The sequence below is a fragment of the Spiroplasma poulsonii genome (genome assembly GCF_009866525.1).
Classification (GTDB): Bacteria; Bacillota_I; Bacilli_A; order Mycoplasmatales; family Mycoplasmataceae; genus Spiroplasma; species Spiroplasma poulsonii.
The window spans coordinates 1,855,746-1,880,481 of record NZ_CM020866.1 but is presented as its reverse complement, the minus strand read 5'-3'; the positions used below and the strand labels follow the sequence as shown (position 1 = coordinate 1,880,481).

Annotated in this window: 25 protein-coding genes; 12 read left to right on the top strand and 13 right to left on the bottom strand. The window is 24.3% G+C overall.

The features are described 5' to 3' along the window. Window positions 1–4 precede the first annotated feature (4 nt). Both MSROBK_RS10650 and MSROBK_RS10645 read right to left on the bottom strand, forming a co-directional pair. Window positions 5–1,375, bottom strand: coding sequence for a hypothetical protein (locus MSROBK_RS10650; protein WP_040092584.1), 1,371 nt, complete (start codon window positions 1,373–1,375; stop codon window positions 5–7). Window positions 1,376–1,390: 15 nt separating this feature from the next. Next, window positions 1,391–1,852, bottom strand: a complete 462-nt coding sequence (locus tag MSROBK_RS10645) for a hypothetical protein (RefSeq protein WP_040092582.1) — start codon at window positions 1,850–1,852, stop codon at window positions 1,391–1,393. A gap of 294 nt (window positions 1,853–2,146) precedes the next feature. Here MSROBK_RS10645 and MSROBK_RS10640 point away from each other — a divergent pair, with 294 nt between their 5' ends. Continuing rightward, the gene (locus MSROBK_RS10640) at window positions 2,147–3,151 is read left to right on the top strand and encodes a hypothetical protein (protein WP_105628930.1); all 1,005 of its coding nucleotides are present in this window, start codon (window positions 2,147–2,149) and stop codon (window positions 3,149–3,151) included. A gap of 19 nt (window positions 3,152–3,170) precedes the next feature. Continuing rightward, the gene (locus tag MSROBK_RS10635; protein ID WP_105628931.1) at window positions 3,171–3,689 is read left to right on the top strand and encodes a lipoprotein; all 519 of its coding nucleotides are present in this window, start codon (window positions 3,171–3,173) and stop codon (window positions 3,687–3,689) included. Window positions 3,690–3,716: 27 nt separating this feature from the next. Here the strand turns inward: MSROBK_RS10635 and MSROBK_RS10630 are convergent, their stop codons facing one another. Genes MSROBK_RS10630 through MSROBK_RS10605 form a run of 6 tightly spaced genes read right to left on the bottom strand, consistent with a single transcriptional unit; the run spans window position 3,717 to window position 10,448 of the window. After that, entirely contained in the window at window positions 3,717–6,932 is a 3,216-nt protein-coding gene (locus MSROBK_RS10630; protein WP_105628932.1) for a hypothetical protein, read from the bottom strand. Window positions 6,933–6,935: 3 nt separating this feature from the next. After that, complete coding sequence (locus tag MSROBK_RS10625) at window positions 6,936–8,327, bottom strand: hypothetical protein (protein WP_040092835.1); 1,392 nt, start codon at window positions 8,325–8,327, stop codon at window positions 6,936–6,938. Then, complete coding sequence (locus tag MSROBK_RS10620) at window positions 8,320–8,598, bottom strand: hypothetical protein (protein ID WP_040093566.1); 279 nt, start codon at window positions 8,596–8,598, stop codon at window positions 8,320–8,322. Before MSROBK_RS10620 ends, MSROBK_RS10625 begins: the two co-directional genes overlap by 8 nt. Then, window positions 8,598–10,058, bottom strand: a complete 1,461-nt coding sequence (locus MSROBK_RS10615; protein ID WP_040092839.1) for a PBSX family phage terminase large subunit — start codon at window positions 10,056–10,058, stop codon at window positions 8,598–8,600. The genes MSROBK_RS10620 and MSROBK_RS10615 overlap by 1 nt, the downstream gene beginning before the upstream one ends. Next, window positions 10,051–10,275 (bottom strand): hypothetical protein, encoded by a 225-nt coding sequence (locus tag MSROBK_RS10610; RefSeq protein WP_159373291.1) that lies wholly within the window; start codon window positions 10,273–10,275, stop codon window positions 10,051–10,053. The genes MSROBK_RS10615 and MSROBK_RS10610 overlap by 8 nt, the downstream gene beginning before the upstream one ends. 5 nt (window positions 10,276–10,280) lie before the next feature. Continuing rightward, window positions 10,281–10,448, bottom strand: coding sequence for a hypothetical protein (locus MSROBK_RS10605; RefSeq protein WP_159373290.1), 168 nt, complete (start codon window positions 10,446–10,448; stop codon window positions 10,281–10,283). 276 nt (window positions 10,449–10,724) lie between these two features. Between MSROBK_RS10605 and MSROBK_RS10600 the strand changes: the two genes are divergently transcribed. The 7 genes from MSROBK_RS10600 to MSROBK_RS10570 all read left to right on the top strand — a co-directional run bounded on the left by MSROBK_RS10600 (window position 10,725) and on the right by MSROBK_RS10570 (window position 19,343). Then, window positions 10,725–12,062, top strand: coding sequence for an Mbov_0401 family ICE element transposase-like protein (locus MSROBK_RS10600; protein WP_040092844.1), 1,338 nt, complete (start codon window positions 10,725–10,727; stop codon window positions 12,060–12,062). A gap of 272 nt (window positions 12,063–12,334) precedes the next feature. After that, window positions 12,335–12,514 (top strand): hypothetical protein, encoded by a 180-nt coding sequence (locus MSROBK_RS10595; protein WP_040094573.1) that lies wholly within the window; start codon window positions 12,335–12,337, stop codon window positions 12,512–12,514. A gap of 70 nt (window positions 12,515–12,584) precedes the next feature. After that, the gene (locus tag MSROBK_RS10590; protein ID WP_040094571.1) at window positions 12,585–14,150 is read left to right on the top strand and encodes a hypothetical protein; all 1,566 of its coding nucleotides are present in this window, start codon (window positions 12,585–12,587) and stop codon (window positions 14,148–14,150) included. Between the two features lie 12 nt (window positions 14,151–14,162). After that, a complete protein-coding gene (locus MSROBK_RS10585; protein ID WP_040094569.1) occupies window positions 14,163–15,365 on the top strand; it encodes a hypothetical protein in 1,203 nt (400 codons plus the stop codon). 15 nt (window positions 15,366–15,380) lie between these two features. Continuing rightward, window positions 15,381–15,650 (top strand): hypothetical protein, encoded by a 270-nt coding sequence (locus tag MSROBK_RS10580; RefSeq protein ID WP_040094567.1) that lies wholly within the window; start codon window positions 15,381–15,383, stop codon window positions 15,648–15,650. A 13-nt stretch (window positions 15,651–15,663) separates the two neighbouring features. After that, window positions 15,664–16,902, top strand: a complete 1,239-nt coding sequence (locus tag MSROBK_RS10575) for a hypothetical protein (RefSeq protein ID WP_040094565.1) — start codon at window positions 15,664–15,666, stop codon at window positions 16,900–16,902. A gap of 14 nt (window positions 16,903–16,916) precedes the next feature. Further along, entirely contained in the window at window positions 16,917–19,343 is a 2,427-nt protein-coding gene (locus MSROBK_RS10570; protein WP_040094563.1) for a hypothetical protein, read from the top strand. Window positions 19,344–19,372: 29 nt separating this feature from the next. On the opposite strand, the gene MSROBK_RS10565 is transcribed toward MSROBK_RS10570, so the two are convergent. Next, window positions 19,373–19,858 carry a lipoprotein gene (locus MSROBK_RS10565; RefSeq protein ID WP_040094561.1) on the bottom strand — a complete coding sequence of 162 codons (486 nt, stop codon included), beginning with the start codon at window positions 19,856–19,858 and terminating at the stop codon, window positions 19,373–19,375. 89 nt (window positions 19,859–19,947) lie between these two features. Next, the gene (locus MSROBK_RS10560) at window positions 19,948–21,294 is read right to left on the bottom strand and encodes a ribosome-inactivating family protein (RefSeq protein ID WP_040094559.1); all 1,347 of its coding nucleotides are present in this window, start codon (window positions 21,292–21,294) and stop codon (window positions 19,948–19,950) included. A gap of 440 nt (window positions 21,295–21,734) precedes the next feature. On the opposite strand from MSROBK_RS10560, the gene MSROBK_RS10555 reads away from it, so the two are divergent. Continuing rightward, window positions 21,735–22,031 carry a S1 RNA-binding domain-containing protein gene (locus MSROBK_RS10555; protein WP_159373289.1) on the top strand — a complete coding sequence of 99 codons (297 nt, stop codon included), beginning with the start codon at window positions 21,735–21,737 and terminating at the stop codon, window positions 22,029–22,031. Between the two features lie 68 nt (window positions 22,032–22,099). On the opposite strand, the gene MSROBK_RS10550 is transcribed toward MSROBK_RS10555, so the two are convergent. The 3 genes from MSROBK_RS10550 to MSROBK_RS10540 all read right to left on the bottom strand — a co-directional run bounded on the left by MSROBK_RS10550 (window position 22,100) and on the right by MSROBK_RS10540 (window position 23,840). After that, window positions 22,100–22,279 (bottom strand): hypothetical protein, encoded by a 180-nt coding sequence (locus MSROBK_RS10550; protein WP_159373288.1) that lies wholly within the window; start codon window positions 22,277–22,279, stop codon window positions 22,100–22,102. A gap of 144 nt (window positions 22,280–22,423) precedes the next feature. Then, entirely contained in the window at window positions 22,424–23,467 is a 1,044-nt protein-coding gene (locus tag MSROBK_RS10545; RefSeq protein ID WP_159373287.1) for a hypothetical protein, read from the bottom strand. Then, window positions 23,442–23,840 (bottom strand): hypothetical protein, encoded by a 399-nt coding sequence (locus MSROBK_RS10540; protein WP_159373286.1) that lies wholly within the window; start codon window positions 23,838–23,840, stop codon window positions 23,442–23,444. The genes MSROBK_RS10545 and MSROBK_RS10540 overlap by 26 nt, the downstream gene beginning before the upstream one ends. Before the next feature lie 254 nt (window positions 23,841–24,094). Between MSROBK_RS10540 and MSROBK_RS10535 the strand changes: the two genes are divergently transcribed. Both MSROBK_RS10535 and MSROBK_RS10530 read left to right on the top strand, forming a co-directional pair. Further along, a complete protein-coding gene (locus MSROBK_RS10535) occupies window positions 24,095–24,487 on the top strand; it encodes a UPF0236 family transposase-like protein (protein ID WP_159373285.1) in 393 nt (130 codons plus the stop codon). Beyond that, on the top strand, window positions 24,475–24,711 hold the full coding sequence (locus tag MSROBK_RS10530) for a hypothetical protein (protein ID WP_159373284.1): 237 nt from the start codon (window positions 24,475–24,477) through the stop codon (window positions 24,709–24,711). The genes MSROBK_RS10535 and MSROBK_RS10530 overlap by 13 nt, the downstream gene beginning before the upstream one ends. Window positions 24,712–24,736 lie beyond the last annotated feature (25 nt).

The following is a 24,736-nucleotide window of genomic DNA, read 5'->3' as shown; positions in this document are numbered from 1 at the left end:
TTTATTAAGTATTTTTAATTACGACATCAATTGGATTTGTTTGACCAGTAGCGTTGTTTTTACCCTCAATCTGAACTGAAATTGCTTTATCATTTGTAATATCAATTGGTCAATCTTCACCCTTACTTTCAATAAAGTAATCATAATCATTTTCAGTTAAAGAACTATCTACCGCTTTTACTGCTTTTAAAACGACAGCTTTAAATTGTGGTTTTAATTGTTCGATTGTTGCTTTTGTTGGGTCTGTGACATGAATAGTTGGTTTATCTAATTTATTAATTTTACTAATATCAATTTTATTTGTTGTTGGTTCATTAATTACATAATCAACTGGTACTCTAAATGTTTTATTTAAATTATTGTAAGCTGCTGTTCTTTCTTCAATTGTTGGTTCTTTTTCTAAAATAATTTTACATGTTTTTGGATATAAAATTGTTGGTGTTGCATATTGTACTTTACCAATTCATTTAGGGTTAGCAGTATCATTATCTAAAACTTGTTGAATAGTATCCATATTAATTGGATATGCTCATACTTGTTTATTAATAATTAAACCACTTACATTAGTAAAATTATAACCTTTATCACGGTTAACTTGTCCTTTTGTATATGTTTTTTCTAAATGAAAACTTTTTGATACAGGAATTCCCATTGCGGTATTTTCATATAATTCACCATTAACCATTGCTTTTAATTGAGCTTGTGAACCAATTACTTTTAAATAAGCCGGTGTTAATCCTAAATATGCTCTTCGTCCTAAAACCATAAACATTTTATCGGTTGGCAATCCAAAATATAAATTACTAATTTGATTAGTTAATTCAATCAAAGTTTCATTTAATGTAAAGAATGCCTTATTTGCATCATCAGCATTTTCTGCTGTATAACTACGAAATGGAATTACTTCATATTGACCATCTGCTAAACAATAATCATAAATAGCCTGAATTAATTCACATTCTAAATTAACAAATTTATTCTGTACAACACTAGAAATAGCATCAGCAATAACACCATTTTTAATATTTTGTTCTATTAATGCTAAATCAAAAGCCTCATTCATTAATTTTAAATTAAATCTTTTATCAATAGGTACTGGAATTCTTGTTAATCCCATTGTTTGAGTTGCTCCACCATTTGGTAATGAATAATCATTTTGTCATACCACACGATGAGTTAAATTATATAATGCTTGTCCTGCATTAGGTAATCAAGCAACTTGTTCGGCAGTTGCTGTTGCATACTGCATAATACTTGCATATTCATTATATAAAGGTCCACGCAATAAAGCATTAACCATATCAACATAGGCTTTTTGACCTGTTGTATTACCTTGTAATGTAAAAGGTACTTGTGGCAAATTAATTGTTGCCATAATTTTCACTCCTTATTATCTAAGGTTTTTAAGTGTGAAATCTGATATCTTTTTAATCTCTTCCGGAGTATATGCTCCTTTTTCTTTAATAATTTCAATTTCATCATTTTTATTTTCAACTGAATTTTCAATCATATCTTTAATAAAATTAGTTGGTGAAACTGATGGTTGTTCTTCAACAAACAAATCAGGTTTTAATTCTTTTAAAGTTTGCATTTTTTCAGTTAAAGAATTACCACTAACTTTATCTAAGTTAGTTTTAATATCTTCAATTTTAGTAGTTGGAACATATTTAAAGGCTTTTAATTCATCTAATTCATTAGATAATTTAATAAAGTCTTCTTTTGATATAACATCTTCGCGTTTTTGCACACTTTCTCTAATTTGTTTGGCTTCATTATTAAACTGATTTAAGATATTTTCTGCAATTTCTTCACTTAAACCTTGTTCTATTAATTGTTCTTTTGTAAGCGCCATTTTATAAACTCCTCTTTTTTTATCCTTGTTCGATTAACAAGTCAGCATAAACCCTTTTTTATGGAAAAAGATTAAACTCATAATTTAATTATACACCCATAGTTTATAAATACAATACTTTTTATAAACAAATACTAAACTTAATGTATTTTGTTGCTAATTTAAACCTTAAAACGTGTAATAAGAACTATTTTTCAAGATAAAATTTTTAAAATAATTCATAATTTTGCTTGTATATATATATATATATATATATAATGCCAATAGAAATTGATAAGAAGGAGAAATACAAGTATGAAAAAATTACTAAGTTTATTAAGCTTATTAACAATTAGTGGAAGTGCTGTACCAACAACAATTGCCGCTAGTCCTTATCAAAAAGAACAAACTATAAGAGTAAAAAGACAAACACAAAGTCCTATTTTTAAAACTAATGGAGCTGACATTCCAACAGAACAACAAATCAAAGATAAATTAATTAATAAATATCCACACATAGCGGCTGAACAAATTAAAGTCAAAAATATTACTAGTAATTATGTAAATATTACTATAGATGGATTTTCTGGAGAAACAACACTTACTTTTATAGTTGATAAATCTATACCTTTAAACAATGTTATTGCAAACCATAATTTAGGAGAAATAGATTTTTCAAAATTAGTTAATAGTTATGAAGAACAAATTAAGTTTAGATTATTAGAATTAAACCCACAATTAGACACAACAAAAATTAATGTTACAAGTATTACAACAAGTAATGCTAAAGTTAGTTCAAATGATATAAATATTTATAATGGTGAATTAAATATTAAATATAGTAGACCAGTAAAATCAATTATTAGAAACATTGAATTAGGTTCAATTAGAACTAGTGGTTTAAATTTACCAACAGAACAACAAATTAAAGATAAATTAAAAGAAAAAAATACAGATTTAAAAAATAATATAAATGATTTTGAAGTTAAAAATATAACTTCTACATATGCAAAAATAAGTTTTAATAGAAAAGATATTTTAAGTGGTGAAGTAGTTGTTAATTTTACATCTAATATTAATTTAAATAAAATTATTAATAATAATAATTTAGGTGAATTTAAAACTGAAAATTTATCTAATCCAACAAAAGAACAAATTAAAAATAAACTAAAAGAAATGTATACCGACTTAGATATTACAAAAATCAACGTTGAGAATATTAGTAACAGTAGCGCAAAAATCATTTCCGCTGATGAAAATGTTTATACTAATAATGTAAATGTTAACTATACTGTTTCAATAGATTCACTTAATTGATAATAAAATAGGAAATAATCAAATGAAAAAAATATTAAGCCTTTTAGGAACAATCACTTTAATTGGAACAAGTACAACAAGTTTAGTTGCTTGTAATACAACACAAAAATATACACCTGAAGAATTAGCAAAAATAAAACAAGAAAACAAAATTAAAACAAACAACCAAGAAATTAGAGATAATTTAGAATGAATAGCACCACAAGAAAAACCATTTAATAAAGTTGATAACAAATGATATTATGTGGTTTGAAAAGGTAAAACACAATGATATATAACAAATTTTTTAAATAATGAAAAAATAAATGAACGTGGCAAAAAAAACTTAAAAGAAGAAGAAGGATGTGAAATTGGTTTATATCGTTATAGTTTAAATTATGAAGTTGATTTGTTTAATTATGAGCCATCTAAAATGACAAACTGACCTTGAAGAATAGACAAAGGAACTCATTTTAAATCTGTTTATCGTTGAAATTTAACTACAACAGAACCAAAATTAGTTATTGATAATGATGGTAATGTGAAAGTTAAAGGAGAATAAAAAAGAGATATTAAATCTCTTTTTCTTTTATCTTGGTGTAAATGTAATTTTAACAGGATTATTACTATTATTTATCATATTTAAAACACCTAAGGCATTTACATCTATTGTTATATCTTTATCATTACCTAATGAAGTATTATTTGTTAAACAATATCCTAATAATTTAGCAAGTAATACTTTTGAAAATCTAATTTTTAATTTCATATCATTTGTATAATATGCTTGTAAATATGTTTCTGTAATTTTATTATTATCATTATCAGATAATTTTGTTATTTGAAGTAAAAAGTTAATATCTCAGTTTCTTCATGAAATAGTATATTCACTTTGATAATTTCCACTAGATAATCCATTAGTATATGCAGTCACATATATTGTTTCAGTATCATTTACTTTTATATTCTCTGTATACAAAGTTTTTGTACTTTCAAAATTAACATTATCTTTTTGTGGCAATCCCTTTTTGTGTAAAGTTGCATCAGATAGTGGTCCAAAATTATATTCACAAGTAGAATAACCTCCTAAAATATTAACATTTCTATCACGAATAAAATGTTTTATATCAGGTTCAATACAACTAACTTGTAAATTGTCAAGATTACTTATTTCAATTGTTTTATAAGAATCTTGAAATTTACTTATACTTTGAATTGTTGGGTCAATTTGTCTTAAATCAATTTCTATTTCATAATATCCTTTATATTCTGTTGTATTATCAAATAAATTAATAAAACTTTTAGGATTATTTGAGTGTTTACATTGTGGTGGTGCTGTAATTTTAGTTTTTAATGCTTGTCCTGTTTTAGCATCTCAGATATCTTTTGTATAAGGTTTATAGTTATATGGTACTGGTGGCAAGACATATTCTGGGTAATTAAATGTTGGTATTTCATAGTCATGTGGTAATAAGAAACTAGTTTTATAATTAGTTGTCATATCGCGTAAATAATTATTTAATGTACTTTTTGTTTTACCTCTAAAACTCCATACTGATAATTTTAAGTAATCTTCTTCATTATTAGTATATGGATTATCTGCATAAAAGATGATTTCAAAATTACCTTTATATAATGCTTGAATTGAAAACATATCAATAATATAACTACAATTTGTTCCATCTGGTGTTTGTAAGAATTCGCAATCATTATCTTTTTCACTATCACTAACTGGTGTTTGAGCGTCAACTGATTTGGTTTTTTCATTAATTAAATAAACTCGGTTAGTTTTTTCATTTAATTGTTTTAAATTATAAGTTGAATAAACTAATTCTTTTGTTGGTTTACCATCCTTAGTTAAAACAATACCTTGTACTTTATCAGTTAATAAAGTAGTAAAACCTAAACTATTAGCATTTGCACCAAATATAGCACCAACTTTGTCGTTCCCTTGTTCTCTAAATATTTCAAATGGTAAATAACCCTTACCTTTTGATTTTTCAGACCAAAAGGCATCATTATAAAAACTATAAATATTAGCACTCATAAAACCATTAAGTCATTGAAAATTAGGTCATGATTTTTCGTCTTGGTTAATTACTCAACCTCATGGAATACCAAATGAAATAAAGTTTAAGAACTTACCAACTCCGCCCGGTATCGTAAAAGGATTAAATACTAATTTTTGAGTATAGTTTAAAGGTAATACGGTAACTTGGCGATTAATAAAATTATTCATATTTAAAATATCTCAAACATTACATGAACCCATTTTGCTATATTCAATTTGAACTTGACCTACTGTATTACCAAATTCATCTTTTCTTCTAAAATATGATGATGCTTGAGTACTAATAATATTATCAACATTACCGCCATTTACTTTTATTTTGTTTGGTGGTGTTATTTTTCAATCTTTAGATCAATAAAATTTAGAGTTTTTATCTTCTTTATGAATATTTCTACCAACACTAGAATTAGTTGCTGATGTAGTAGTGGGGTCGGTTATAACAATGCCCTCACTATTTTTCTGTTTTCAAAAATCATATCTACTTTCCATATCTTTTTTTCAATCTTCATAACCAGTTATCATTGTTGGTTGAATACCTTGAATGTTATATCAGCTTACTTCTGGTGATGCATAATTATTAACTTTGTCGGGTGGACAAGGATACATGTTATACATTAATAAATCTCTTGAATTCATAACTTTTTTATTAAATTGACCTTTAATAATTGGCCGACCAATTACAGGCATATCAAAAAAGATAGGATTACCATAAAATTTAACTGCCATTGCTCTAACCCCCGGGTCTTTTAATAAAACTTCATCTAATTCAACAATACCTTTATTTAGTTTTTCATCATAAGTTATTTTAGGAAAACAATAACCTTCACCTGGGGCACTTGTTTGTATAAATTGTCTTACTGATAAACCACTATTACTAATTTTGTCATTAATACTTGAAAATGTAATTTCTTGTCATAAAAAACTACCATCATAAGGTGAATAATAATTAATAACATTAGATGGATATAATCATTGTCTATCTTGTGGTGCAGAATTAATATTACCCCCACCAATATTTAAACCACGGTCATTAAATACAGTATAAAAATTATAATAATCATTAATATTTAATTTATTGACATCTTCATCTAAAATTAATAAAGTATATTGTCTTTCAGTTGATTGTTGAGTAAATACTTGTTCAAATTTAGCTTCACCAAATTGAATTGAACTTCTATCATCAATCATATAAGCATCTCAATATTTCCCAACCTTAACTTCTTTAGTATAAAAATTATCTGCTTTATTATCATTATTCATAAAATAACTTAATTTATATTGCTTTAAGTATTCTAGCATTCTATTAATATCATAAATATTTTCACCATCAATTAATTTTCAATAAACATTATTATTTTCATCTTTTAATTTTATAGCAAAAGGTGTTTCATTATTGGCTCATATAGTTGAATTAATTGGCTGTTTATTAAAATCATCAATCGTTAATATATTAATTTCTTCACCTTTATATTTTTGTACTATTTTTAAACTATTTTGTCATTGAGCAATAGTACTTTCCATATTATCAAATATGCGTGAATAACTACCATAATCACTTGGTTTTGCATTATTAGGTTTTCATCCTGTTTCAGTATCAGGGATATATGAACTATAAACATTAAAAGGAAATACCATTCAATGACGATTGTCTTTTATGTTTTCTCTGATATCTATTAAAGTATCGTGGGCTTGTCTTCTTAATTCTTCGATAACTCCGGGATTAATTCTACTCATTTGTTAATTCTCCTTAATTTCTGTTCTACCTTGTAAGGCATTTTGATTATTACCAGTTTCATCATATTCTAGTAATTTATTATTATGTTCAATTTCTTTGGTTTGCATTTTATCTTGTCATTTTTCTATTTTTTCAAAATATTTGTTTGCTTCTAATTCATCAATATTATCATATTCAGTAATTGCTCTTATTGGTTCCATTGTGCCATTATCTAATCTAGCAGTAATTAATTCATTTTGTCGCATTTGGTCAACTAAACTAGCACTAACAAAATCAAAACCATAAGGTCGTTCACCAACACCATCTCATAAACCATAATATTTTAAAACAGTATCAAACATCTTTGTATAATATTGTTTACGATATGCTTGTAAATATGCTTGTTTTTCTAAATCTTTGGTTTTAGTTAATAAAGATTGTGTTTTATTTTGGTCATTATCTGATTTATCACCAAAAGGACTAGAAAAATGACATGCTAAATATACTTGTTCAATAATTGATTTTTCGTCTTCGGTATATGTTTCTAAGGTTGGTGTACCTTGTACTACTTGTAAAGATTGTGATAATTGACCATCTACTGCTGATTGACCTGATTGAATAAAAATATCATCAAAAGCATCTTGTAATACTTTTTTATTGCCTTTGTTATAAGCAGTCATTAAATCATCATCTAATACCCCATATCAATGAGTACGATTTGCTCATCTTTCTTTTGATTTAATATTAAAACTATCTTCTAAATCAAATTGTAATTTATAACAATTTGCCATAGTAGGCCATGGGTTTAATGTTGTTGAAGTTGATAAAAATAATGGATTAGGTTCATTAATCATTTCTCAAAAAGGGACAATACCTAATTTGTTTTTAAATTCTTGTACTAAAACAGGTCTAACATCATCTTTAATTTGTGTTTTACTTTGCCCAACAACTACTTCATTATTTTTTGGTCAACCTTTAATAATTATTTTATCTTTGGTACAAATTAAATTTAAAATAAAACCACTATCTGATTGATGATAATTTAATCAAATATCAGCACCTTGTTCAATTTCATTTATTTTGCTTACTCTTGAAGTAAAGTTAAATGGGTTAATTCATAAATCAATATTGCCATCACTAGTTTCTAATAAACCAAAGATAGTTTTACCCATTAAACTGGCTGTTAATTCATTTTTATCTAATTTTTCTTTTATTTTATAAGTTTCATATCATCAATTTAATTTTTCTAAAATGTCTTTACGATGAGACTTAAATAAAATATCTTTACCATTTACTAGTCGCATTTGATGGCGAGCAATAATATTTGCTAAATTAATAGTTCAATCATAATTATAAAATTTTAAAACACTATTAATATCATTTAAGTTTGGTAAACTAGGGAAAGTATTATTCATTGTTATTTTGCTCCTTTAATTTTAAAATAAGTGCATAATTAATAATATTTACTGTTAATAAATTTGGTTCATTTGATAAAACTTGTACACATACTTTAATTTTTTGATATTTCTTAATATATTCGTTATATAAATTTAATTTACATATTGCTATATTATCTTTTTTTAATTCTTGACAAAGTCTTTTTTTAACTTGTCCACAAACAGACATATAAGGTCTTTTTGCATTTATTACACGTTCATCATGTATTACATAAATATCTTTTTTCATTAAGTTAATCACTCCCTTTGTTGTCATAATTTATAATCGGATGAACTATTATGTTTAACCATTGGTATTAATTCAAAGTGTAAAGCATAAAAATCACTATCAAATGTATCATCATATAAATCTAACATTCGTTCTTCTCTTACATCGGGTTTATCTTCTCATTGAATTAATTCATATTGGGTTTTACTTACAGGACATTTTTCTCATAATCATTTTAATTGATTAGTATTTATTAACATTGTAAATGCTTCTACACGATGTTTTATTTTAAACTTCTGCTTTTGTGCTGGTTTAAAATTCATGTATTGACCAAAAGTATAATTATATTTTTCTCTATTTAAACTTTCTAATGTTGCATAAGCACTATCATCAACATTAATTGATATTCCTTGTTGTATTAAATTAAAATATTGGTTTAATTGATTGTTGTAAAACTCTAAAATATCTTTTACTTGTTCTAATGGTCCTTTAAATTGTTGCGTAGCATTTGAGTGTGTATATTCAGCAACTTTATAGGCTTTTTTATCAAATGAATTATATATTCAAAAGCTCGATGCTGTTGTATGTCCTTTGGGACTAGTAGAGTTTGCTAAGTCAACACCACCTAATAATTTAGTTGGTTGAATAATATCTGTTGCTTGCATAATATCAATATATCTTGCAAAAATTGAACCACTAGTATTCCCAGGCAGTCCTCAACTTCATACTCTTGCTCTTTCAATATCTAATTGTTCTAATCTTAATTGTTCATTAACTTTATCTTGTGGTAATTCATAATTAAGTCTTCAACTAGAATAATGAATAATAATCTTCATATTTCATTTTTCAATATAATTAATTTGTTCATATTTACTACGCATTATTTCTTCATTAAAAGGTAATAATTCATTACAATAACCAACAATATATCTTTTTAAGCTTTCAGGATTACATGTATTAATTGTTATTTTATTTTGATAACCACGAATAGCAAATTCTAAATCACTTAAATCTTTTTGTTGAAATTGATCACATTCTTCTCTTCAATCAATAACTAATTTATATTTATTTAAATCAGCAAAAGCTTTTAATTTTTCTTTTCGACTTGGTGAATGTAAACCTTTACAATATATTTTGCTCCCATTTGATAAAGTAAAAGTAAAATTAGATAAATTAATAGTATAAGAAATATTATTTTCATCTAACATATTTCATATGTTTTGAAAGACACTATCTTTTAAATCTTTACTTCAATACATACTAGCAATAATACAAATTGGTTCTTTAATCAATAAACTAATTTTTAATAATTCACCAAACATTTTAATATTTGAAATAGTTTTACCACTATATCGTGTTCCAATTTGATTAATTTCATTAACTAATTCATATTTTTTAGCAAATGGATATTTATCACCAACATTACTATTTTGTAATAACCAATAAGGCGTTTCTAACAAATAAGTAAAATGATTAAGCATTATTATCACTTTCTTTTTTAATATCTCTAATATCAGTTTGTAAATTAACTATTATTGGTTGTTGATTATTTAAATTTAATTCTTTTTCAAGTTCTTTTTCTTGCAGTGAATATTTATAATTAAATGCTCGTTGTCAATATAATTTAGCACCATCAGGCGAACGCATCATATATTCAATTATTTCACTTTCAATTCTATCAACTTGTTTTTCAAGCAAAGGAACTATCTTTTCGCTCGCATAAGTATCATATCTTCACTTGCAGAAAGGTTGAATTTATTGGTTAAATCATTCAATGTATATGGTTTATTAGATGATTTATCTTGTCAAAATTCTTCTATTTTACGGTAAATTGTTCGTAAACTTGCTGTTTTTGGATTAAATTCTTTCATTTTTACTCCTTGTTTCATACTAAAATTGCAATTATAAAATTATATGGTTAAATATAAGTATAGAAAAAACATGTACGAAAGAACTTGGCCGGTTCTTTTTATTTACATTCTTAATTAAAATAAAAAAAAGGTAAATTTCTTTACCTTCTTAGTTAAATTAATTTGCTAATAAATAAATTAACACCTATATTATAACATATTAAATAAAAATTACTATCTTTTTTGATTTTTTATTATTTTTGTGATAATGTTTGAAATTAAGAAAGAGGGTAAAAAATGATAAATGTTGATAACAACTTTTTTAACAATTTTAATATTTTATTAGATAAACAAAGTATTGAAATTATTCAACAAAATTTAGAAAATTATGATAAATGAATTTTTAAAAATTATAAAATTGATGAAACTTTAAAAGAATTTAAAGATTATAAAGTAAAAGAAATAAAACCAAGAACATTAACTATTTTAAATGGGAAAATAACTTTTAAAAGAAGAAGATATTATAAAATTAATCCAGAAACAGGTAAAGAAGAATATATTTTTCCTTTGGATAAACTTTTAGTAATTGAAAAATGACAAAGAATAGATAATTCTGTTAAAGAAAAAATATTATCATTTATTGGCAAGAAAAAAACATATCAAGATATTTTAGATACTATGGAACATGTAAAAATTTGTATAAAAACAATTTCAAATATTATGAAAAATGCAAAAACTGATAAAGAATATTATCTTAATAAAACTAATAAAAAAATAAAAATACCGCATACTTTATATATTCAAATTGATGGAACTTTTTTAAAAATGTGAAATGAAAATAAAATAGGAAAACAGAAAATAAAAAAACATAGTATATTTTCAACTGTTTATACTGGTTTTGATAAAGCAAAATCAACTAAAAAAAGACCTGTAATTGAAAATAAATTGGGTGTTATAGAATTAGATAACATTCCAGAATATATTAGAAAAAATAGTAAATTAACTAATTTTGTTAATAAATTACTTATATTAATTACAAGTTATTATGATATTAATGACAATATTGAAATTATGGTATTAGGTGATGGTGCACCTTGAATTAAAAATATTGCAAAAGTTATTCAAGAATATTTCCCTAAAAATAAAGTACATTACACCATAGATAAATTTCATCTTACAAGTAGATTTAAAAAACTATATCCGTTTCAAAATAAAAATAAAGAAAATAGAGAAACTTATCATAAAACCGTTGATTATTTTTATAATGCAAAATATGAAGAATTATTACAATGCTTAGAAAACAGTTCTTCTTTTATAAAAGAATCAAAAATGAAATTCTTAAAAGAAACAATTAAATTAATTAAAAATAATGAAGAGGGTGTCAGAAATCAAATATTATGAAATAATATTGGTTGTCATATTGAAGGTGATATATCACATTACTGTAAGGGTGTTTTGGTTAAAAAAGCAACTTATCATGAAAAAACTCTTAAAAATAAATTAAATACTAGTATGATGAATTTTAAAAATAAAATTAATTTATTTAACACTAATGAACCATTAGAAGAAAATAGAATTAATTATTCAGTTAATAATTTTAATAAAAAATTACAACAAAACTTATATCTTTATTAATTTTATATAATAAATTAAGTAATTTTAATAAAAATATATTTTTTGTTGTGAAAAAATTTAAAAAATACTAAAATATTATTGACAATAAAATTAAAAGTTATATACTATAGATAAGTAAGTGGTATATTATTCCACAATTTCTAAGATATTAATTAAAACCCTTAAATAATACATACAACCATAAATTAGATAAACCAACTATTCATGTTACAGACCCAACACAAACAACAGCAGAACAATTAAAACCACAATTTAAAGATGTTGTTTTAAAAGTGGTAAAAGCAGTAAATAGTTCTTTAACTGAAAGTGATTTCGATTACTTTATTGAAAGTAAAGGTGAAGATTGACCAATTAATATTACAAATGATAAAACTGTTGAAGTTCAAATTGAAGGTAAAAACAATGCTACTGGTCAAACAAATCCGATTGATGTTAAAATTAAAAATTCTTAATAGTACTAAAAAATAGTACTTTTTGGTTTAATAGATATGCCAATTGGAACATCTAAAACAGCCCTTATTTATGCTGTTAAAAAAAATCCAACTAGATTGTCAATCCAACAACAAGAAAAAAAGTTTTGGTTTACAGTTATTAGAATTTTTAGGAATTCAAGTTTTAGCCCTTGGTTTATCAGTTTTAACTGGTGGTGTAGCATCTGCTATTGGTCTTGGTGCGGGATTATCTAATTTTGCCGCAGCATTTATCTCTTTTGGAGTAGAAACAGCAACCGATTTTGCTGTAAATCAAATATACGATAAATTAACATCAGAAGTGACAGTAAAAAGTACTGCCTTAAATTTGTTACCAGCAATTGGTGGTGTTGGTAAATTAACACGGGCTGCTCGCACAACTAGAATTTTAAAATTAGCCAAAGAAAATAAATTACTTGAAAAATTAGGGTTAATAACTGCTAATAATTTAGAAGATATTGTAAGCCAAGTTACGGGTAAAAAGATTTTATCTGATAAATTAATATTTGATTTTACAAAACAGGCTAATAATGAAACTTTATTATATACAATTGGAAAATTAGCACGAAATGATTTTTATAGAGGTTTTAAAGTTTCTAATTTAGAAACAATTAATAATTTATTAAAAATTGAGAAAAATATTCAAAAAATAAGTCCTAAATTAGTTCAAAAAATACCAAGCGTAAATGAAAAAAATGCTAATAAATGATTGTCTGAATATGGGTTAAATATTAATAAAATAAGCAAAATAAATACTGATGAATGATATAAAATTATGGCCAATCTTCATAAAAAAGGTGTTGGTAAAAACCTACTATTAAATGCTAATTTAATGCGGGGCAGTAAAATATTTAATAATAAATTATTAAATATTTTACATCAAATACCAATTAAATTAAATAAAATTTTAAATCATTTAAACCCAAATTTTTATATTCAAAAAGTAACTAAAAAATTATTAGACCCAATTGAAAAACAAATAATTGCTATTAAACAAAAAGTAATTAATAAAATTACTGATAAAACTAAAAAAATATTATCTAAATTTGAAACTAAGGCTATTAAAAAAGGCCAATTATTACCTTTTGCCTATGGTTCTGATGTTTTTTTAGCAGTTAAAATTGCTCCTTTATCAGTTGCCGGTGAAGTTGCTTTAACAATATATTATAAAAATACGCAATATGCCCCTATTGTCGTTATGACAACTTTAATCAAAGCAGAACAGTTTGTTTTGGCTTCTGAACCTTTTAAATTCTATATGAACAGTGAATGGTTTATTGGCTGAGGATTTAAAAAAGCAAGTTTATTTAATTTAGTTTCTTTTGCTCCAGTTTCTTATCAACAAATCGTAAAAGATAGTTTTAAAATATATCGAACAATTGCTAAGGTATTAAAATTGCAAGAACAATTTAAAAACAATCTTACTAATAAAGATAAAATGTTAAAAACACTAGAAAACAGTGCGGTTACTAGTTTGTTGGGTGGTGGTTTAGCGTTTCAAACATACAAACAATTCAGAGCAAACCAAGATTTAAACAAAACAATTAAAACAAAAACATTACTAAATAGTAAAAAATTTATATTAAAGAAAATATATTCTAAAAAAAGTAAATGATAAGGAGATGATTAAATGTTAAATGAATTATGACAAAATGTTACTTTGGAAAATTATAATAATTTTAATCCAATGACAGGTAAAATTACACAAGTTCCAGTTCGTTATAATAAGTTCTTTAAAGGTGATGTAGAATTATGATTTAAAACATTTGCTTTAAGAGCCCAAAATATGATTAATTCCTATTTGAATTATCCATTTTCAAAATTAAAGTTTGAAACATTTAAAGACCCGTTATTGAAGAAAATATGTATTAACATGGTATTTATTACGGTTGAACACTGAATATTTAATCGTATTCCGATTGAATTCTTTACTTCAGCATCTATGAATGTTGGTGATATTAATTATTCTTCTCAAAATGACCCAATGGCAACATGACAAGGTTTATTGCCCACCTATGTAAAATCATTAGCTAATCTAACAACTTTAAAGAAAATGTTTCGTACTTTTCAAGAAGAAGGTATTGATTTAACTATGATAGATTTAGAAGCATATTATACCCAATTAGAAGTTGACTCTTTATTAGAAAAAGAAAAAACTGAAAGAATAAAAAATGATGATAAATTAGAAAAGAAAATAGATAATTGATTTAAAATTGATAACAAATCGGTTGTATATAATTCTAACAATGAATTAAGTGTTCCATTTGATAATAAAACTATCATTAAAAATGATGATGGAAAAATTGCAGTTTCAGATTTAAAACAAAATAAAATTACTTTAATGCCAAACGCCAGTAAACATAATAATGCTGATTTTAATGCTGAAACAGGGAAATTAAGAATTTGAGATCCTAGTTTTGGTGGAAGTAAAATAGTTGCGAATTATGATGTTATTGATGGTGGAGTTGCAGGAATTGAAAGTACAGATGATACCTTTGGTACTACTAAATATATTGATAAGTTTTATTTACAAAAAAAAGATTTGCCTAAAATACCCAATGAATGAGAATTATTAGTAGAAAAAGAACTTTCACTTTCAGTTTTTAATATACCTGAATTTAATAAAAATAAGTATATATATAAAATATGGGTTAGATTTAGTCATAATGAAAAACAATCACCAGCACTTGAAACAATCTTAGATTATAACGTAGATATTGAGTGAGTTTTTAATCAACCTTATATCAATTTTAACTTATTAATTGGTAAAAGCGGATCAATTAATGCTGCGGGTATGAACTGAATAAGAATTGAAAGAAAAAAAGTAATTTAGAAAGGAGATGATATTATGCCAAAATTAACTATTAAAGATGTAATTATGTTTTTGAAAATTTTTGGAGTTTCATCATTGTTTTTTATTGTAGGAATTATTATTTGTTTTATAGGACCTACTAAATTAGGAATTGGTTGACCTGCATATGTAATTATTGGTGCAATGTTTAATAGTTTTGGGGTAATTGTTTTAATTATTGAAACAATTAGATTTATCAAAACACATAACAAACAACAAAAACAAGATATTATTGAAGATGTTATTAAAAAAGAAGATACAAAATAAAGAGGTGATATAAATGGGAATGTTACCAGCAAAAAAGAAAATAAAAAAAGATTATGATATTGATAGTTATTATCTTAATTTAGCATCAACGATTACTAATCGTAAAAATGTTACTGTTCAAAAACATAATGAAATTTTAGAAAAAAGAATTTGTGAAGATAATGCTAATTTTTTAAATCCACGAGATTTAGAAATTAGCATTTATAATCCACTTACTAATCAACAATTAGATACTAAATTAATTAATAACTTTTTAAAAATGCAAGACTTTACTAATAAGAATTGATATAACGAATATAAAATTAATAAAAATGGTAAAGGTGCATACTTTATTTTTGCTAATAATTCAAAACTTAATTTTATTACGATTGATTTTTACAATGACCAATATGACGAATTGGGTAATTTAGTATCTTGTACTTTTGATTATGATCCTTATATTAAAAATGACCAGAGTGTTTTTATTACTGAAAAATTAGAAATTGATTATATAACTAAACAAGTAAAAGTTATTAGAAAGTTAAAAACACGATTATACAGTACTATTACCGATTTATATATTGATGATGTAAAATGAAATAACTATACAACATTACAAAGAAAAGAAATATTACCACTTAATTTTATTCCAATTGAAATTATTCCTAACAACCCTAATTTTGAACCTTCTGCTCGTTATGGCAAACAATTCGCTAGTATTTTAGATATTATTGCTGAAAAGATAATGTTAGACCCATTATTAAATAGTGGTAAATTTACCATTAATACTAATGGAGTTACTGGTGTAGTTGACCAAGAAATTAGCAAAATGTTAGCTTCATTTATTGAAAATGACTTGTTATTAGTTGAAGGAGACCCTGATAGTAATTTTCAACCAGTAGACTATATTGCTGGTAATTTTAAAGGTGAACAATTAACCAAAATATATGATTGATTATTAACTAATTACTATAAAATAAATCGCCATCATGTTCCCGCAATCGCTAAAGGAGCCCAACAAACTCAAGCAGAAGTTGCGGGAGTAAATATTCAAACAAACGCATCATATGAACAAATGATATATATTAGAGAAATTAAATTAACTGAATTTATTATTAAGTTAATTAAATATGATAATGCGATTTTAAACGGTAGAACATTCAATATTAAAAATATTGACGAGTTAATTGTTGATATTCGTTTACCAGTAAATGCTACTTTAAACAGACAACTAAAAAATAACGAAACTATTATCAATATACCTAATGGATAAGGAGAACAAGAATAATGTTAAAACCATCAGAAAAAATGTTAGCACAATTATCAGAAAATGATGAACCAATTGATTATTCAATTGATAGTATTCCGCTAGATTTTGCTAATCAATCACAATATAGAGACCCTGACTTAGAACAATTATTTACAGAAGACCGTGCCAGAACCTTATATATTTATAAAATTAATAATCTTGTTAAGACAAAACAAAAACCTACCTTAAACTACTCTCAAAATAGCGTTAAAATCGGTTTTATTGACAAAGATGAATATATTAAAATTATTGGTTATGAAATTAGTGACTTTAATTTTAAATTACAAATTCAGCAAAACACCACAATCCAAGATAATAGTACAAGTTATGTGATGATTGATGAAAAAGATATCTTAATTAATGATATTTCAAAACAAGATAAAACATTTTTAGAATCTTACGACTTAAAAGTAGTATCTATTAATGAACCAATTACCGAAGACAATAAAAATGAATGCTATATCATTGAAGAATACAAACGCCCTTATTCACCAGATGAAGTTAACATTATTAAATCTACTCATTTAGTTAAAGTGACTGATTTTAAATGAAAAAATCAGAATAGTATTCACTTAGTTTTACAAAAATCATTGCCCGAGAATACTGTTTTTACTGGGATTAAAATTAAGTACCCTAAATCAATGTTGTTTGGAAATATTAAGTGTTGAGGTAATGTCAATGGTGTTTATTCTTATCCATCATCAAATATTGAAAATGCTAGTTTAGTTCCATTATTATCAATGCCAATTGAAACTAGTCCTAATGTACGAATATTTCAGTATTGATTTACCGAAAGTTTTTTACCATGAAGTATCGCCCAAAACTATATTCAAGGTAAAGATATTTTAGATTTAGTAAATAAGAATGGTTTAGAAAAAGTTTTATTAAATTATTTAACATATCGTTATAATTATGATAGAAAATTTCAAGGGGCAAAATACGATGAAAAAGGTAATCCTAACAATAAAGCAGCTGAACTACGTCAAAAATTTGAAGGACAAAAACCCGAAGATGTTATTGATGGTTTATTTGAAAACTGAAAATTAGATAATTCTACATCTATTAATGATCAATCTGTTAAAAGATTTAAACAAATTATTTATATGCTTTCAAATTATACGTATAGCAAATATGCCATTAATAAAGGTTATAATGATGATGTTAAATTAATTGCTCCATATTATTTTGAATTAATATCAACCCCTAATTCAACAACAGAAATAGGATATTGATTATTCGAACATTGTAAAGTTCAATTAAATTCATTATATTTTAATTTTAGTGATAACGCCCCCATTCCACCTGAACCAATAAATTATTGACAAGAAGTTTATGCAAATGATAAACCATTTAATACAGTTGATAATAAGTATTATTTTGTTGTTTGAAAAACTAATAACTGAAATATTACTAAGTTTAAAAATAATACTTTAATAAATAGATGACATCCAAGTATTGAAATTGACAGTAAAAATGAAGATGAAAATTATAAATTAAATTTAGAATGAATAAGGGGACATGGAACAATCGTTATTCGCTCTTATAGTGTTATAAGTGATTGACCTGCTCCTAGATTTAAAACAATTTATCGATGAAATGGTATTGATGAACCTCTTAAACCTCAAATTAATCCAAATACAGGACAAATTACAGATTGAAATTTAAAACAACAAAATAACATTAACAATGATGATAATGAAATTAAAATAAATTCTAAAAACAAAGATATTTCAGAAAACCCTATTTATAAATTAGAAGCAAATTATTTTAATTGATTATCAATAACAAATGAATTAGAAACAAACAATATTCCTTCTCTTATTCCAGCAGAAATTAAATTATCTGATGGCGAATATGGTAAATATTTAATTAGTTTAATTGTTTCTAATAACAAAATAGAAGACTATTTAGACTATTATTCACAACGATATAGATTACTTTATTCTAAAACATTTTGAATGGATATGACTAAAAATTTAGTTGTAGATAATATTAAAATAACTTATGATAAAAAATTATTTAATTTAAATCAAATTGAAATATCTGGTATATGAGGTTATGGAAGCTATGATATAAATATTTTTATTGAAAAACCAAATGAAAAAATTATTGAAGGAAAATATATAAACTTAGAATTAATCGAAAAAACACAAATTGGAACTAAAGTCAGCGGAAAAGATAGAGATACATATTTACAATTAATAGAATTTAATGTTTGATATTTATATAAAAATGGTATTGAATATGAAAAATCTTATTCAAACATTGCGGTTGTTAATTTTCTAAAACAATCAAATAGTGTAATATTTTTATATCCATCAGTAAGAGAACAAATTAATATTGATAATTTACAACTATTTAATAAAAACAATGAAAAATTATCATTAATTACATTAGAAATATAAAAAAGTCATTTTAATAAATGACTTTTTTATTAATTAACTTTTATAATACCATCTTTACCAACAATTAAATTGGGCATATTTGTATCTAAATTTCATCGATAAATTGTTTTAAATCTAGGAGCAGGTCAATCACTTATAACACTATAAGAACGAATAACGATTGTTCCATGTCCCCTTATTCATTCTAAATTTAATTTATAATTTTCATCTTCATTTTTATTGTCAATTTCAATACTTGGATGTCATCTATTTATTAAAGTATTATTTTTAAACTTAGTAATATTTCAATTATTAGTTTTTCATACAACAAAATATCATTTATTATCAATTTGATTAAATGGTTTTTCTTGTGGTGCTATTCATTCTAAAATACCATCTTTTGTATCTATTTTGTATTTTTCTTTTTGTTTTTTTAATTGTTCTTCACTATATTGTGATGTATTACAAGCAACTAAACTGGTTGTACTTGTTCCAATTAAAGTTATTGTTCCTAAAAGACTTAATATTTTTTTCATATTTATCTCCTTTGTGTTTTTTATAAATTTTGATAATTTAATTAAAAATAGGAATAAACTCAATTTATTCCTATTATAAGAAATTTTAATTATTTATTATTTAATATTCTTATATTTAAAAGAAAAGCCATTAAAGCTGGAGAAATTCTACTAGAATTATCATTAACATGATCTCAAATTTGCACACCATTATTCATATTATTTACTCGTCTTATAAATTCTTGACTCATTGAACCTCAATTAGTTAATAAATTTGAGAAATAGCTTCTCCATGAAATAGGATTATTATTACGTTGAATCGTACTAATTATATTGTTAAATCTAAGTGATTCTGAAGTAGCTAAAATTATACGCATTAAATTTGATGATATATTTATTCTTTGTTGATTGCTATTATTAAAAGATGCTAAAAATCGAAAAGAACTAAATAATGATTGTGAAGAAATATTAAGATCTCCATCAGCGATTAAATTAGTATAACTTCCTCCAAAATTTAAATTAACATTAGTTAAATGATTAATTCCTAAATTTGTTCTATAAGTACTATCTGAAAAATAATAATATGTTCCATCAGCACTATTTTGTCTACCATTATCTTCTCTTAATATAAATCCTTGAAGATATAAATTTGATCTATCAAAAACTAATTCAACAGTATTATTTAAACTAGATAAACCTTGAAATTGTATACCTATAATAAAATATCCATTTTGGTTAGTTAAACGGTAAGTGCCGTTCGTTCTGCCAAATTGTTCTATTATTCCTTCTCTATTTAAATAATCTACAACACTAATTAAAGAATCATAATATTGACTAAGATTGTCATCTCATTCATCTATTACTAAATTTGGTGCATAATTATTTTGATTATTATTACTTGTTCGTCTAACTAATGGTCTAGTTATTAAATTAGGAAATTTTTCTATTAAAATATTTGGCTCTCACAATTTATCATTCATTATTATAAATTTTTCAGTATGAGGTCCGGTTGAAAGATTTCATACACGATTATTTAAATTATTTTTATAATGAAAAATTGTTGAATTTGCTTTTTCTGATCAAATATCAATAGAATAACCATTTTTATAATCAATACCATTTTGTAAATTATATTCTCTAATAATATCATTTAAAGATTTATTTTTATTAATAAAAATTGTTTTAACAATATTTTTATTTTCATCTGTAATACGAATAGTTACTGAAGTATCAAATTTATTATCAGCATATCCAAAACCACCAAATTCAATTTTTTTTGATAAAACATTAAAATCAATTCTTCCTCTTGATGGTCCCCATCCTCATTCTTCATGATTATCTTGAAAAGATATTCTTGTATCTGAATTATTGTAAGGATAACTTATATTAGCAACCAATGTTGGCATTGTAGTTCCACTAATAGTTAATACACTTAATAAACTTAAAAGTTTTTTCATTTCGTTATTTCCTTTATTTAATCTTGCAAATTTTTATCAAGACCTATTGACATTATATATATATATATATATATGCAAGTCAAGCATTTTTAAATATGTTTATTTTAGAAAGGAGGTGAATATATGTTTATTATTGTGATTATACTGCATTAATCTGGGCTCGCGGTGATTTTCGATAGTTTTGTGAAAAATAACTTAAAGTTTAAAAAAACTTTTGCCGCGCTTTTCAAAATACTTGGGAAAAATTCTAAGCGTTAAGCGAAGAATTTTATAAAGGTTCCCAAATTTGTTTGAAAGAATCTCAAAAATTTTTTTAACTTGTAAGTCATTTTATCACAAAAATTTAAGAAAATCAACCGCTCGCCCAATTCCTGCAAATGATTTTTTATAGTCTTAATGATATAATTAAATTATTTAAAAAAAGGAAGTATATTTAATTTATGTATAAAAAAGGAAATAAAGTTAATGTTAAAATAACAAACGTTACACCTTATGGTGCTTTTTGTAGAGCAGAAAAGGCTGATGGTTTAATCCATATTAGTGAAGTTTCAGATTACTTTGTTAAAGATATTAAAGATTTTTTTGATATTGGTGATGAAATTGAAGTTGAGGTGTTAGATTTTAATACAGTTAGAAAACATCTTAAATTAAGTTATAAAAATTGTCATCCTGAACTATTGAAAAATGATGATGGTAATGAAATACAAGAAAAATCACCTAGTTTAGAAAGTCATTAAATACCAATTATTTAATAAATAAAAAGTAAATAAAATTTATAAATGTTAGAAGGTTTTAAAAACCTTTTTTATATTCCCATTTTAAAACGATATGGATAAGAACCATAAAACAAAGCATCATATGGGTCATGATACATTTTACTATCGGGTGTGTTTGTTTTGGTGTCACTAAATCTTAGTTCACTAATGCATTTATCTAAAAATGGAAAGTTATCTAATGTGCCATATATTTTGCCTTGAACAAACATTTTTCTTATTCATGTTACACGATTTATTATACCTGCTTCTTTATTAAGGGATGTCTGATGTTTTTTTGGCTTTAAACATTTTTAATTTTATAACCCAAATAAGGATAAATATCTTCTTGTAATTTTTGCATAAAGTCGTGGGCATTAATATCATAATGAAATGTAGCATATTTCAAAATCATCAAATTTATCAAATGTATTAATTATTCATTGTCCATAATATTCAACTATTTCATTTAAATTCATTGTGTTTTTAGGTGTAACAACATTTTCTTCAATTAAATATTTATCATATTCATTATTTTCATTAATTTTATAACCACTAAATAAAAACACTGTATGGTCTTCACTACCATTAGCATAATCCACACCAATTGAATAACTATCAAATTGATACTGTTTTGTATTGGAATTATAAAAATCTTGTAAATTATACTCTTTAATATATTTACGATAATTTCGTAAAACATAAATACTGGGGTCATTATCGTTATATTCAAAACCGTAGTATTCAAGTTCAAATAAATCAGGTCGCCCTTCTTTATTTGCTAAAACAAGTTTTTTAGTAATATCAGGTATTTTATTTCATACAGAACCCATTGTTAATCGTAAATTAAAAATACCCAAACCATTAAATGCTTGTTTGTTTTCTGAATATACTTGGTTATGTTCTTTTAAAATATTTTTAATTCTTTCATTTAAGGGTAAATATGGGGTTACAAATTTTTCATAAAATACATGGTATTTATCAAAAGGATTAAAAGTAAATTGATTAGAATATGTTTTATGAAAATATGTTGTTACTGTTATATGTTGTTTTGCTATGTTATCTCATTCTTGAAATGTCCAAGATAATTCTTTTACAGGAATAGAATTATCTAGATTATATTGTTCATTATTATTTTCATCGGTATATTTTTCATAAGATACTTTTAAACTTTTAGAACGAAACATTGAAACTCTTAAATTATTATATCTTTTATCTAATTCTTTATCAGTTAAGATTTCTTTTTCTTCGGCATGTATCATTTCATCTGTTCACGCCGATATAATACCGCTACCTTTACCAACTTTACCCATAATTTTATTACCATTAGCATAACCCGCAAAAGCAATGCGAACACCACTAGGAAAAACAATCTCGCCGCCTTCTTTAACATTTTTAGGTCAAAACAATACCATTTTCATTGTCGGGTCCTATATCAATCCCATATTTATCATATAGATAATTACAGACATTAATTGTATCGCCAAATGTAGTATCTTCGTGGGTGTTGGCATATCTTCGTAAAATATTAGATGAAGCATCTGTAAAATTACAAGCAAAAAATAATTTTTCTGCTAAATGATTTCATGTTTTATTAGTACCACGCCCCGCTGAAACAAACTTAAAAAAAGTTGGCGAAGTAAAATATCGGGCATAACTATCACCAACAAATTCTTTAAATACTTCTCAATCAAAACCAAAATTATAGTCACTAAAATTCAAATCATATTTTTTATTTAAATGTTCATAACTAGTAATTCGTTTTTTGTTATTAATTTTTGTAAAATCCTGCATTTTTCATGTACCCCCATTTTGATAAAATAATATTAAGTATTAAATATCATAATTTATTAACTAGCATAATTTAAAATATTTTTTTAATTAAGAAAGGAAATTATAAAATGGAATTAAAACAAAAATTTATTAGGAAATTATAAAGAAAATAAAATAATAGAAACAAACAATGAAACTAAAAATTTCTTGATTGAAAGAGATAATGAGATATTTTAAATTATATCAACAAGGAAAAATATTACAAGGATATAAGGTTGTATCAAAAATACCAAAAAACAATTAAAACAGAAGATGGAGATATAAATTTAAAAAGACGAAGATATGTTAAATATGATGAAGAAAAAAATGAATATATAAACCACTATCCTTTGGATGAAGAATTAGGTTTAAAAAAATACCAAAGAAATGAACAAAATTTAATAAATAAAATTACTTCATTTTTAGGCGATGGAAAAAGATATAAAGATATTTTAGATACTGTCGAAAACGCTAATCTTAGTGAAAGAACAATATCTAATATTTTTAAAAATGCAGATTTAGAAGAAACCGATTACATTAGTAATAAAAATAACAATAAAATTAAAATTCCAAATAATGTTTTATATATTCAAATTGATGGGGCATTTGAACCTATGTGAGAAAAATAAAAAAAGAGTTGAAAATAAAATATTTTCTTTCAACTATGCATGTTGGTGTTGATGAAGAAAAATCAACAAAAAACAGAAAAAAAATGAAAAAGAAAAAAGGCGTTTTTCAAATGATGAATAAAAATCATAAGAATAAAAATGATAAATCTAAATTGATAATTTTATTGATAAAATTTTTAAATCAATGGATACTTATGATATTAATGAAGATACTAAAATATTAATATTAAGTGATGGTGAAAAACAAAT